Source organism: Streptosporangium minutum (assembly GCF_002149035.1).
Classification (GTDB): domain Bacteria; phylum Actinomycetota; class Actinomycetes; order Streptosporangiales; family Streptosporangiaceae; genus Streptosporangium; species Streptosporangium minutum.
This window is the reverse complement of the sequence record NZ_NGFP01000077.1, coordinates 21506-34444: the sequence shown is the minus strand read 5'-3', so window position 1 is coordinate 34444 and position 12939 is coordinate 21506. Positions and strand designations below refer to the sequence as shown.

Below are 12939 nucleotides of genomic sequence, written 5' to 3'. Positions count from 1 at the left end.
GGCCTGACCGACCGCCGCGACCTGACCACGCCAGAGGACCCGGCCCCCGGATCGGGAGGGCCGGGTCACGGCGGGCGGTCAGGTCGCGGCGGTCGGTCAGGCCTCGCTGCGCGGCAGGTTGGTGGCGGCCACCAGCGTGCGGATCGCGCGCAGCGCCACCGACAGCGTGGCGAGGTCGAAGTTGTCGCTCTCCCAGATCTCCGACAGGGTCTGCCGGGCCCGCGCCATCGCCGCCGAGTTGGCCTCGGTCCAGCGCGCCAGGCGCTCCTCCGGCGACAGTCCTGGCTCGCTGTGCGCCAGGACGTCACGGGTGAGCGTGGCGTGCGCGGCGTAGAGGTCGTCGCGGAGCGCGGCCCGTGCCATGGAGTTCCACCGGTTGTCCCTGGGCAGCGCGATGACGCGCTCGCGCAGCCCGGAGAGCTGGAGCCGGTCGGCCAGGTCGAAGTAGACCTCGGCCACCTCGTTCACCGGCCTGCCGGTGTGCACGGCCGCCTCCACCAGGTCGAACGTGGAGTAGGCCGGGACCATCGCCGCGACCCGCTCGGCCAGCTCCGGAGGCACGCCCCGGGCGGCGAAGCTGTCGCGCCGCTCCTCGAACGCCGCCAGGTCGGAGCCGGTCAGCAGCTTGGGCAGGTGCGCCAGCAGCCCGTTCATGCCCTTGGCGAAGAAGTTCACCGTGGAGGCCAGGTCCAGCGGCGCGCGGCGGTTGCCGAGCAGCCACCGGGTGCCGCGCTCGGCCAGCTTGCGCGCCTCAAGCTCCATGGCGATCTGGGTTGAGGTGTCCACCTTGTTGTCCAGCTCCTCGATCTGCCGCCAGAAGCTGGGCAGGTCGAAGACCTCGCGGGTGACGAGGTAGGCGCGGGCGATGTCCGGGGTGGACGCGCCGCTCTCCTCGCCGAGACGGAACATGAAGGTGGTCCCGCTGGAGTTGACCAGATCGTTCACCACGCCGGTGGTGATGATCTCCCGGCGGAGCGGGTGGGCGTCCATGTAGTCGCGGAAGCGCTCGCGCAGCGCCGTCGGGAAGTAGGACACCAGCCAGGAGGCCAGGTAGGGGTCGTCGGGCAGATCGGAGCCGAGGATCTCGGCGTCCACCACCAGCTTGGTGTAGGCCAGCAGCACCGAGAACTCCGGCGCGGTCAGCCCGAGTCCGGCCTGGCGCCGCTCGGCGAGCGTCTTGTCCGACGGCAGGTACTCCAGCTCGCGGTTGACCAACCCGGCCCGCTCCAGCTTGCGGAGCTGGCGGGAGTGGATGTGCAGCATCTCCGTCGCCTGCGCGCGGGCGGCGGCCAGCACCACGTTCTGGTCGTAGTTGTCCCGCAGGACCAGGCCGGCGACCTCGTCGGTCATGTCGAGGAAGAGCTGGTTGCGCTGCTTGTCGGTGAGCTCGCCGTCGCGGACCGCCCGGTCCAGCAGGACCTTGATGTTCACCTCGTGGTCGGAGGTGTCCACGCCCGCGGAGTTGTCGATGAAGTCGGTGTTGACGAGCCCGCCGTTGAGCGCGAACTCGATCCGGGCGAGCTGGGTGAAGCCCAGGTTGCCGCCCTCGCCGATCACCTTGCAGCGCAGCTCGGAGGCGTTGACCCGGAGGCCGTCGTTGGCCTTGTCGCCGACGTCGGCGTGCGACTCGCCCGAAGCCTTGGCGTAGGTGCCGATGCCGCCGTTCCACAGCAGGTCCACCGGGGCCCGCAGGATGGCGCTGATCAGGTCGTTGGGGGCCAGCGAGGTCACCCCGTCGGCGATGCCGAGCGCGGTGCGCATCTGCGGGGAGACCGGGACGGACTTGGCCGTGCGCGGCCACACGCCGCCGCCCTGCGCGATGAGCGAGGTGTCGTAGTCGGCCCACGAGCTGCGCGGCAGCGCGAACAGCCGGGCCCGCTCGGCGTAGCTGCGCGCGGCGTCCGGGTCGGGGTCGACGAAGATGTGCCGGTGGTCGAAGGCGGCGACCAGCCGGATGTGCTGGGAGAGCAGCATGCCGTTGCCGAACACGTCACCGGACATGTCGCCGACGCCGGCCACGGTGAAGTCGGTGGTCTGGATGTCGACGCCGGCCGTGCGGAAGTGGTATTTGACCGACTCCCAGGCGCCGCGCGCGGTGATGCCCATGCCCTTGTGGTCGTAGCCGATCGAGCCGCCGGAGGCGAAGGCGTCTCCCAGCCAGAAGCCGTACTCCTTGGCCACCGCGTTGGCGATGTCGGAGAACGTCGCGGTGCCCTTGTCGGCGGCGACCACCAGATAGGTGTCGTCCCCGTCGTGCCTGACCACGTCGGCGGGCGGGACCACCTGGCCGTCGACGAGGTTGTCGGTGATGTCCAGCAGGCCGGAGATGAACATCCGGTAGCAGGCGACACCCTCGGCCAGCACGTCCTCCCGGGCGCCCGACTTCGGCGGGTTCTTCACCACGAAGCCGCCCTTGGACCCGGTGGGGACGATGACGGTGTTCTTCACCATCTGCGCCTTCACCAGGCCGAGGACCTCGGTGCGGAAGTCCTCCATCCGGTCCGACCAGCGCAGGCCGCCTCGCGCGACCTTGCCGAAGCGCAGGTGCACGCCCTCGACCCGGGGCGAGTAGACGAAGACCTCGAACTTCGGCCGGGGCAGCGGCAGCACGCTGATCGACGGCGAGTCGAACTTCAGGCTGATGTACGGCTTGCGCTCGCCGTCCACGGTCTGGAAGTAGTTCGTCCGCAGCGTGGCGTTGATCATCTCCAGGTAGGCCCGCAGGATGCGGTCCTCGTCCAGGGAGGCCACGTCGTCCAGGGCGCCGAGGATCTCCTCGTTCAGCGCCTCGCCCAGGTCCGACCGGACCTCCTCCGAGCGCCGGGGGTCGAGCCTGGCCTCGAACAGCCGCACCAGCAGCCGCGCGAGCCGTACGTTGCCGAGCAGCACCCGCTCGATGTAGTCCTGGCTGAACGTGGTCCCGGCCTGGCGCAGATACTTGGCGTAGATCCGCAGGGTCTCGGCCTGCTCCCAGGTCAGCCCGGCGGCCAGGACGAGCGCGTTGAAGCCGTCGCTCTCCACCCGGCCCCGCCACAGCGCGCCGAACGCGTCCTGGAACAGCCGCTTGAACTCGTCCCTGTCCACCTCCGACGAGGGGGTGTAGCGCAGGCCGAAGTCGTAGATCCAGGCGTCCTTGGTCTGCGCGTCGCCGTCCCGGTTGATCTCGTACGGCCGCTCGTCGACCACCTCGACGCCCATCCGCTGGAGCAGCGGCAGCACATGCGACAGGGAGATGGAGGCGCCGATCCGGTAGAGCTTGAACCGGCGCTCGCCCTCGACGGCGTCGTAGGGCTCGTAGAGGTTCATCCCGATCTCGTCGGAGGAGGCGGCGAGCGCCTCCAGGCGGCGCAGGTCGGCGACCGCCATCCGGGCGGGGAAGTCGGCCTTGTAGCCCTCGGGGAACGCCGAGGCGTAGCGGCGGACGAGGCCGGGCGTCTCCTCCTCCGAGCTCAGCTCGGCGATGGCGGCGGCCAGGTCGTCCTCCCAGGAGCGGGTGGCGGCGGCCAGCTTGGCCTCCAGCTCCTCCACGTCGACCGCCTCGGCGTTCAGCGGCCTGCCCCGCTCGCCGCGCACGACCACGTGCAGCCGGGCGAGGGCCGACTCGCCGATCATCGCGCTGTAGTCGAAGGAGGTGCCGCCGACCGCCTTGAGCAGGATCTCCTGCATCTTGACGCGGATCTTCGTGGTGTAGCGGTCACGCGGGAGGTAGATCAGGCAGGAGATGTAGCGGCCGTAGTCGTCCGGGCGGAGGAAGACCTTGACCTGCTTGCGCTCGCGGAGCCTGAGCACGCCGAGCGCGATCGGCAGGAGCTGTTCCACCGGGGTCTGGAAGAGCTCGTCGCGGGGGAAGGTCTCCAGGATCTCGATGAGGTCCTTGCCGTCGTGGCTGTCGGGGGCGAACCCGGCCAGGTCGAGGACCTCGGCCAGCTTGCGCCGGAGCACCGGGATGCGGGAGATCGACTCGCTGTAGGCCACGTGGGTGAACAGGCCCAGGAAGCGCCGCTCGCCGATGACCTCGCCGGAGGCGTCGAAGAGCTTCACGCCCACGTAGTCGAGGTAGGCGGGGCGGTGGACGGTGGCGCGGGTGTTGGCCTTGGTGATGATCAGCATCTGCTGCTTCTCCCGGGCCTTGGCCCGCAGCTCCGGGGAGAGGGCGGCGAAGCTGTCGGAGCCCGCCTTGTCGTGGCGGAGGATGCCCAGCCCGGTCCCGGCCACCGGGCGCAGCGTGTCGCCCTCCGGGGTCTCCTCCAGGCGGTATTCGCGGTAACCGAGGAAGGTGAAGTGCCCGTCGGCCAGCCAGCGCATCAGCTCCAGGCTGTCCTCGACCCCCGCCAGGTCCAGCGGCGGCGGGTTGACCGACACGTCCTCGGCGGTCTGCACGGCGAGGGCCCGCATCTTGACGAAGTCCTCGACGGCGTAGCGCACGTCCTCCAGGACGCGCTGCAGGTCGGTCTCGAGCTCCTTGAGCGTGGCCGGATCGGCCTGCCTGTCGATCTCGAAGTGCATCCAGGACTCGACGAGCGTCTGCCCGGTGACGTCGTCCTGCTCCCGGCCGAGCAGCTTGCCGGTCATGTCCCTGCGCACCCGCATCTGCGGGTGGATGACGAGCTGGGTGCCGATCTGGTGCCGGTCGAGCTCCATCGTCACCGAGTCGACGAGGAAGGGCATGTCGTCGGTGACCACCTCGACGACCGAGCAGCCGGGGTCCCAGCCGTGCTCCTCCAGGCTCGGGGTGTAGGCCCGCACCATGGCGCGGCCCTGGGGGCGGTTCTCCGCGAGCTGCCGCTGGGCCATCGCCGGGCCGTACACGTCGACCGGGTTGCGGCTCAGCAGGTCTTCTGTCGCGACATGCCGGTAGTAGAGCCTGAGGTAGGCGAGCGCCTCCTCAGCACTCACGTGGTCGCTGCCCGGTGTGTGCGCGCACGTTTCGGCGGCACTCCTCAGCAGCTCGTCCTTGGCCTCGTCGAGCGGCATGTCGCTCTCACTCCTTTGTGAGGGGTTTTTCCACATTTGATTAGGGATCTAGGACCAAGTCCGTAGTTCCCACATAAGGGGGAGGTAATGCGGGCGCGGGCGCCTTCCGGGGCACGGCGTCCCCGGCTCCGTCGCGATCCAGGGCTCGACCGCCGACCGGGGACACGTCCGCGGCGGCGCGGCGGTCTCGTCATGGGTGAGCCGGTCCTCGGCCAGTCGCCGCGGGTCTTCATGTGACCCGCGGTCCCTCGCCACCGTCAGCGGAGAACCGGAGGTCTCCTGGTCGGAGACGGCGAATCCTCGCTGGGAGAGGGCGGTGGGATCAGCATCCCACACGGTGGGTCGGGAAGGGCTGCGCCGCCGCCGGGCGAGTCCGGTCACACCGGCGCCCCTCGGACTGTCCAGACAGCTCACGTCACTCCGCTCACCGGACATGGCCCGCGGCACAACACCTCCAGCGGCCATCTGCCCCGATCCCCGTTGACCGGAACATGCCGCCGCTACTGATACCACCCGAAAAGCCGTAAAACGTCAACGTGGCAGCCCCGCAGCCGCCGAGGGGATCGGAAAGACCCGGTCGGCGGTGCCCGGCGGCCATGGCGTCTCGCCCGGTCTCCGGCAGGAAGAATCTCCTCCCCCACCGCCAATCGTAGGGGTCCGCGGCGGGTGCGGTCGATGTGATGCGAATGTGATCAACCAGGCGGGCCGGGCGGCCGTCTCAACGGGCAGGAAAACGGAAACCCTCGGGGGAGACGATCATGCGGCCCGCTCCGGACAGACGGACATTTCTTCGGATCGGCGGCATGGCCGCCCTGACCCTGGGAGCCGGGATGCCCGCCTCGGCAGCACCCTCCCGATCGGATTGGAACGCTCTCGCGGAAGGGCTGGACGGCAGGCTCATCCGGCCCGGCGACACCTCCTACGACGCGGCCCGCCGCCTGTTCAACCCCTCCTTCGACGGGGTGCGGCCCGCGGGCGTGGCCTACTGCGCCACCCCCTCCGACGTGGCCGAGTGCGTCGGCTTCGCCCGGCGGACGAACGTGCCGCTGGCCGTGCGGTCGGGCGGTCACTCCTACGCCGGATGGTCCACCGGCACCGGCCTGGTCATCGACGTCTCCCCGATGAACAAGGTCAGCCACGCGTCCGGCCGGGCGACCGTCGGGGCGGGCGCCAAGCTCGTCGACGTCTACGAGAGGCTGGGCGCGAGCGGGGTCAGCATCCCGGCGGGTACCTGCCCCACGGTCGGGGTGAGCGGGCTGGCGCTGGGCGGCGGGATCGGCGTGGTCTCCAGGAGGTACGGCCTGACCTGCGACGTGATGGAGTCCGTCCAGATCGTCACGGCCGACGGCCGGCTGCTGACCTGCGACGCCGACCACAACGCCGACCTCTACTGGGCCTCGCGGGGCGGGGGCGGCGGCAACCTCGGCGTGGCGGTCTCCTTCGGCTTCCGGACCCACCGCACGCGTGAGGTGACGGTGTTCTTCCTGCACTGGCCGTGGGCCAGGGCCGCCAAGGCGCTCCGGGCATGGCAGGCGTGGGCGCCCTCCGCGCCCGACGAGCTGTGGTCCACGATGCATCTGAGCCGCGACGGCGGGACGGACGTGCAGATCGGCGGCCTCTACCTGGGCGGCAGGGCGGACTGCGAGCGGCTGCTGGACCGGCTGGCCGACCGGATCGGCGCGGTCTCCTCCAGCTACGTCCGGCAGACCTCCTACCGCCAGGCCATGATGATCATGGCGGGCTGCTCCACCCTGTCGGTCTCCCAGTGCCACCGGGGCGGCTCCCTGCCCGGCCAGACCCGCGACGGCAGGCTGTCGCGGGACAACTTCACCGCCAAGTCGCACATGGCCTACCGCCCGCTGTCGGAGGCCGGCGCCAGGGCGCTGGTCGCCGAGGTCGCCCGGCCGGGCAGCCACACCGTGCTCCTGGACGCCCTCGGCGGCGCCGTCGGCCGGGTCCGCCCCGAGGCCACCGCCTTCCCGCACCGGGCCGCCCTCTACAGCGTGCAGTACTACGCCCACCGCGCCGGGGCGGCGACCTGGGCCAGGGCCGCGCACGCCGCCATGCGCCCCCACTTCGGCGACCACGCCTACGTGAACTACGTCGACGCCGAACTCGGCGGCTGGCGCTCGGCCTACTACGGGGCGAACGCCGGGCGGCTCGCCCGCGTCAAGGCCGCCCACGACCCGGGCCGCCTCTTCCGGCTCCCCCAGGGGATCTGAGACCCGTCCGGGCGCCGCTCCCCCCGTGCGGGTCCCGGGGGTACGGGCGCGCTCCGCCCGTGCGGGTCCCGGGACACCGTCCCTCCTTTTCCGGGCGGAGGCGCTTGTACGGTAGGGCGACCGGCTCGGGAGGGACAGTGACGACAGCGGCGCGCATCGCGTGGCCGTGCTGCGCTGTGACCCTGCTCCTGGTGGCCCTGTCCGTCGTCCTTGCCGTGCTCGACGGGACCGATCCTCGGACGCTCAGCCACCTGCTGTTCGTGGTGGCCTCCGCGCTGGCGGGCGGCCTGATCGGCTCGCGCCGGCCGGAGCACGCGGTGGGCCGGCTGCTGGCGCTGAGCGGGTTCTGCTTCGCGCTCATGGAGTCCTGCGGCCAGTACGCCATCTTCGGCCTGGTCACCCACCCCGGACTGCCGCTCGCCCAGGCCATGGCGTGGCCGCAGACCTGGCTCTGGGTGCCCGCGAACCTGTCGCTCGCCCTCATCCCGCTGATCTTCCCCAGCGGACGGCTCTCCTCCCCCCGGCTACGTCCGCCGGTCCGCGCGGTGGCCGTCGCAGCGGCGCTGACCATGGTGGTGAGCGCGCTGCGGCCCGGGGAGAACCACCAGGTCGGCACGGACACCGGCGTGGTCAACCCGCTCGGGGTCGCGGGGCTGGCCCGGGTGGCGCCGGCGGTGGAGACCGCGATGACGGCTCTCATGGCGGTGGTCTTCGTCATCGGAGGGATCGACCTGCTCGCCAGGGCCCTGAGGAGCGGCGAGCCGGAACGCCGTCAGATCAAGTGGCTGGCCTATGTGGTCGGGCTCCTGGTGCTCGTCGTCGCGGCCCGGCTGGCGGCCGGGCTGACCGACGGGTTCCCGGACACGATCTGGCCGGTCACCAGCTCCCTGTGGGAGCTGCCCGGCGCCCTGGGCACGGCCCTCGTGCCCGCCGCCATCTGCGTCGCGATCCTGCGCCACCGGCTCTTCGACATCGATCTGGTGATCAACCGCACGCTGGTCTACGCGCTGCTGTCGGGCTGCGTGACCGGCGGATACGTGGCCGTGGTGGGCTATCTCGGCGCGATCTTCCCTACCGGGGACCTGCCGGTCTCCGTGCTGGCCGCCGGGCTCGTGGCGCTCGTCTTCGCGCCGCTGCGGGAACGGCTGCAGAGCTGGGTCAACCTGCTGACGTACGGCGAGCGGGACGACCCCTACGCGGCGCTCTCCCGCCTGGGCCGCCGGCTGGAGAACACCGGCGAGCCCGGCACCGTGCTGGCCGGGGTCGCGCGGTCGGTGGCCGAGGCCCTGCGCCTGCCGTACGCGGCGGTGGAGACGGCCGCGGGCTCGCGGCACGCCTTCGGCGCGGCCGTCGGCGATCCGGTACGGCTGCCGCTGACGCACAACGGGGAACGGGTCGGGGACCTCATCCTGTCGCCCCGGCCGGGAGAGAGCGGGTTCGGCCCCCGCGACATGCGCGTCCTCACGGACCTGGCCAGGCAGGTGGCGGTGGCCGTGCACGCCGTACGGCTCTCCGCCGACCTGCGGCGCTCGCGCGAGCGGCTGGTGATGGCGCGCGAGGAGGAACGCCGCCGCCTCCGGCGCGACCTGCACGACGGGCTCGGTCCCACGCTGGCCGCGCTGACCATGCGGGCCGAGGCCGTGCACGACCTGGTCGAGGAGGGGCAGGCGCGGCGGCTGCTGGCCGACATCGTCGGCGACGCCGAGGCGGCGGTGGCCGACGTGCGGACCCTGGTGGACGGGCTGCGCCCGCCCGCGCTCGACTCCCTCGGGCTGCTCGGCGCGCTCCGTGCCCACGCCACCCGGCAGCCGCCCGGCCTGCGCGTCGCCGTGCACGCTCCGGACGGCCTGCCGCCGCTGCCGGCGGCCACGGAGGTGGCCGCCTACCGCATCGCCGCCGAGGCACTGGCCAACGTGCGCAGGCACGCGGCCGCGACCGGCGCGGAACTGCGGGTCGAGGTGTCCCGCGGCACGCTCAGGCTTGAGGTGTCCGACGACGGCGGCGGGATCGGGCCGACCGGGGACGGCGGGACGCGGCCGGACGGCGCGGGCTCCGGCCGTACCGGGGTGGGGCTGACGTCGATGCGCGAGCGGGCCCTGGAGCTGGGCGGGACGTGCACGGTCGAGGAACGCCCGGAGGGCGGGACCCTGGTCAGGGTCACGCTGCCGGCGCACGAGGAAGAGGACGCCTGTGGTCCGGATCTTGCTGGTTGACGACCACCCCGGGTTCCGCGCGGGGCTGCGGGCCCTGCTGGCGGCGGCCGAGGGGATCGAGGTCGTCGACGAGGCCGCGAACGGGGAGCAGGCACTGGCCCTGGTCGGGCGGGCTCAGCCGGACGTGGTCCTGATGGACCTGGCGATGCCCGGCATGGGCGGGATCGCGGCGACCGAGCGGCTCGTCCACGATCACCCGCACATCCGGGTGATCGTGCTCAGCATGTCGGACGACGACGACTCGGTGTTCGCCGCCATGCGGGCCGGGGCCCGCGGCTACGTCCTCAAGGGCGCCCGCAAGGCGGAGCTGGTCCGCTCGGTGCAGGCGGTGGCCGAGGGGGAGGCCATCTTCGGCCCGGCGATCGCCGCCCGGCTGACGGGCTACTTCACCGAGCGGGAGCGGAGCGAGCCGGCCCTGCCCGAGCTGACCCGGCGGGAGCGGGAGATCCTCGGCCTGGTGGCCGAGCATCTGACGAACCCGCAGATCGCCGCCAGGCTCGGGCTGAGCCAGAAGACCGTGCGCAACCACGTCTCGGCGGTGTTCGCCAAGCTTCAGGTGGCCGACCGGGCCCACGCGATCATGCGTGCGAGGGAGTCGGGGCTGTGAGGCCCGTCCGCCAGCCGGTGTCCGGCATCCGCAGCACGTGGAGCGCGATCCAGCCGTAGGCGGCCAGGTGGAGCAGCGCACCCGTGGACTGCACGGCGGGCGGCTGGTCCATCGTCACGAACGGCACCACCGTCCCCGCGAGGGCCGCCAGGGGCACCCACCAGGGGGCGACGCGGGCCACGACGAGCCCCACGAGCAGGGTCAGCAGACCGACGTGGGCCAGGAACCCCGGCAGCAGCATGCCGTACAGGAAGCCCGGCAGCTCGCCGGCCCGCGCGGTGACCGCCTCCGCCTGCGCGTCGGGCAGGCTCTGGGCGAGGGCCAGGTCGTAGAAGTCGGTGGTGAAGAGCGTCAGCGCGTGTCCGGCGCCGACCAGGCCGAGCGCGGCGCCGATGTTGCCCGTCGCCGGGGCCCGATGGCGCAGCAGGTGGGCCAGGCCGAGCACCACCGGGATGAGGGCGAGCGCCGTCCAGAGATAGAGCAGGCCGCTGACCTGGACGAGGGCCGGGTGCTCGCGGAAGACGGCGGGGTCGTGCTCGGCGCCCGGGGGCGAGGTCAGGAAGGCCAGGAACTCCAGCACCGGCCAGGCGAGCAGCGCGACCCCGGCGACGATCCGGCGGAACGAATCAGGATTTTTCAGCACCTGTTCACCGAACCCGGAACGTGTCCCGGACCGCATGAGCCGGTGTCCGCGTCCCCCCGGGACGAATGTCCCTCCCGGGACAGCCCTGGAGACCCGGAACAACCCTGGAGATCACGGAGATCACCGGGCGGAGACACCGGCCGCGCCTGTCCCGCGACGGCTGGGCCGTTCCGGCGGGATCCGGGATCCACTGTCTCGGACCCCGCCCGCCGCTCTCCGGCCCCGCGTCAGTCCTTCGCCGGAGCGAAGTGGGACAGGACCTCCGGGTTGGCCATGGCGTCGAGGTTGGCGGCCTTCTCCGGGGGCACCCCGAGGAGGATCTTGCGGACGGGGACCTCCAGCTTCTTGCCGCTGAGCGTGCGCGGGATCCCGGGGACCTCGATGATCTCGTTCGGCACGTGCCGGGGGGACAGCGCGTCCCTCAGGGCCGCGCGCAGGCCCGTGACCAGCGCGTCGGACAGGGCGGCCCCTTCGGCCATGGTGACGTAGAGCAGCAGGCGGCCCTCCTGGCCGAGCTGGCCGGTGTCGATCACCAGGCTGTCGGCGATCTCGTCGAAGCGCTCCACCACCCGGTAGAACTCGCTGGTGCCCATCCGGACGCCGCCCCGGTTGAGGGTGGAGTCGGACCGGCCGTAGATCACGCAGCCGCCGTCGGGGAGGATCTTGATCCAGTCGCCGTGCCGCCAGACGCCCGGGTAGTCGGCGAAGTAGCTCTCCCGGTATCGCGACCCGTCGGCGTCGTTCCAGAACATGACCGGCATCGACGGCATCGGCGCGGTCAGCACCAGCTCGCCGACCTCGCCGACCACCGGCGTGCCCGACGGGTCGAAGGACTCGACCCTGGCCCCCAGGCAGCGGCACGGGATGACCCCCGCGCGGACCGGCAGCAGCGGCACCGCGCCGACGAAGCCGGTGCAGACGTCGGTGCCGCCGGAGAACGAGCCGAGCTGGACCTCCGGCAGCGCGTCGTGCACCCAGGCGAACCCCTCGGGCGGCAGCGGCGATCCGGTGGAGCCCAGGCCGCGCAGCGCCGTGAGCCCGGCGGGCCGCAGGTCCGCCTTCATGGACGCCACCAGGTACGGCGCGCCGGTGCCGAAGTAGGTGACCTCCTCCTCTGCGGCCAGCCGCCACAGCGCGTCGGTGCCCGGATAGGTGGCCGCCCCGTCGTAGAGGACCACCGTCGAGCCGGCCAGCAGGCCGCCGATGAGGTAGTTCCACATCATCCAGCCGGTGGTGGTGTACCAGAAGAAGACGTCGTCCTCGCCCAGGTCCTGGTGGAAGGAGAGCGCCTTGAGATGCTCCAGCACCACGCCGCCGTGGCCGTGCACGATCGGCTTGGGCAGCCCGGTGGTGCCGGATGAGTAGACGATCCAGAGCGGGTGGCCGAAGGGCACCGGCTCGAAGGCCAGCGGTCCGGCGGAGCCTCGCAGGTCCGCCCAGCTGAGGGTGGCGCCGCCCTCCGACGGGGCCCGTCCCGTGTCCGGCGCGCCGCGATCACCGGACGCGCCGTCGGCGCCGGGGACGTCGGGGACGCCGGCGCCCGGCGTGCCGGGACCGTGCGGCGTCGCTATCCGCACCTGCGCGACCAGGGTCGGCAGCTTGGCGGCGATGTCCCGGACGACCTCGGCCCGGTCGAACCGCTTGCCGTTGTAGTCGTAGCCGTCGACCGCGATGAGCACCTTCGGCTCGATCTGCGTGAAGCGGTCGATCACGCTGGGCGCGCCGAAGTCCGGGGAGCAGGACGACCAGATCGCCCCCAGGGAGGCGGTGGCGAGGAAGGCGACCAGCGTCTCGGGGATGTTCGGCGCGTACGCCGCGACCCGGTCCCCCCTGCCGACGCCCAGCCCGGCCAGGCCCGTGCGGACCCGCGCGACCTCCTCGGCCAGCTCTCCCAGGGTGAGCGTCCGCCGCCCGCCCGCCTCGTCGCGGAAGACCACCGCGAGCCGGTCGGGCTCGGCCCCCGCCCGGCGCAGCGCGTTGGCCGCGTAGTTCAGCGTGGATCCGGTGAACCATTCGACGCCGGGCATCGTCCCGGACATGACGGGCCCGTCACCACGCTCACCCACGACACCGAAGTAGTCCCAGACCGACGTCCAGAACTCGGCCGGGTCGTCCACCGACCACTGCCACAGGGACTCGTAGTCACCGGACCGGCCGAGCCACTCCATGTAGCGGGTGACCTTGGCGTCCCTCACGACCTCCGGGGCGGGTTCCCAGAGCAGCGCACCTTCCTCAACCATGGCCCCATCCTCTCGGCGGCCCGCCGGAATGTCATCCCCG

General features: G+C 72.3%; 6 protein-coding genes. 3 read left to right on the top strand and 3 right to left on the bottom strand.

Going from position 1 to position 12939, the window contains the following annotated elements:
• Positions 1-96: 96 nt before the first annotated feature.
• Positions 97-4974: an NAD-glutamate dehydrogenase gene (locus tag CA984_RS18235; protein ID WP_086573927.1), complete on the bottom strand. Its 4878-nt coding sequence runs from the start codon at positions 4972-4974 to the stop codon at positions 97-99.
• 803 nt (positions 4975-5777) lie between these two features.
• Between CA984_RS18235 and CA984_RS18230 the strand changes: the two genes are divergently transcribed.
• The 3 genes from CA984_RS18230 (at position 5778) to CA984_RS18220 (ending at position 10016) form a co-directional block, all read left to right on the top strand.
• Entirely contained in the window at positions 5778-7196 is a 1419-nt protein-coding gene (locus tag CA984_RS18230) for an FAD-binding oxidoreductase (RefSeq protein WP_207620921.1), read from the top strand.
• 137 nt (positions 7197-7333) lie between these two features.
• The gene (locus CA984_RS18225) at positions 7334-9409 is read left to right on the top strand and encodes a sensor histidine kinase (protein WP_133061704.1); all 2076 of its coding nucleotides are present in this window, start codon (positions 7334-7336) and stop codon (positions 9407-9409) included.
• A complete protein-coding gene (locus CA984_RS18220; protein WP_242676028.1) occupies positions 9396-10016 on the top strand; it encodes a response regulator in 621 nt (206 codons plus the stop codon). The genes CA984_RS18225 and CA984_RS18220 overlap by 14 nt, the downstream gene beginning before the upstream one ends.
• Here the strand turns inward: CA984_RS18220 and CA984_RS18215 are convergent.
• Complete coding sequence (locus tag CA984_RS18215; protein WP_133061703.1) at positions 9988-10659, bottom strand: hypothetical protein; 672 nt, start codon at positions 10657-10659, stop codon at positions 9988-9990. The genes CA984_RS18220 and CA984_RS18215 overlap by 29 nt on opposite strands.
• A gap of 227 nt (positions 10660-10886) precedes the next feature.
• Positions 10887-12899 carry an acetoacetate--CoA ligase gene (locus CA984_RS18210; RefSeq protein ID WP_086573914.1) on the bottom strand — a complete coding sequence of 671 codons (2013 nt, stop codon included), beginning with the start codon at positions 12897-12899 and terminating at the stop codon, positions 10887-10889.
• Positions 12900-12939: the final 40 nt, after the last annotated feature.

What these genes read in the sequence shown, in the direction of transcription:
- CA984_RS18230 (WP_207620921.1), top strand. Translation starts at nt 5,778, where the DNA reads ATGGCCGCCCTGACCCTGGGAGCCGGGATGCCCGCCTCGGCAGCACCC.
- CA984_RS18235 (WP_086573927.1), bottom strand. Translation starts at nt 4,974, where the DNA reads ATGCCGCTCGACGAGGCCAAGGACGAGCTGCTGAGGAGTGCCGCCGAA.
- CA984_RS18210 (WP_086573914.1), bottom strand. Translation starts at nt 12,899, where the DNA reads ATGGTTGAGGAAGGTGCGCTGCTCTGGGAACCCGCCCCGGAGGTCGTG.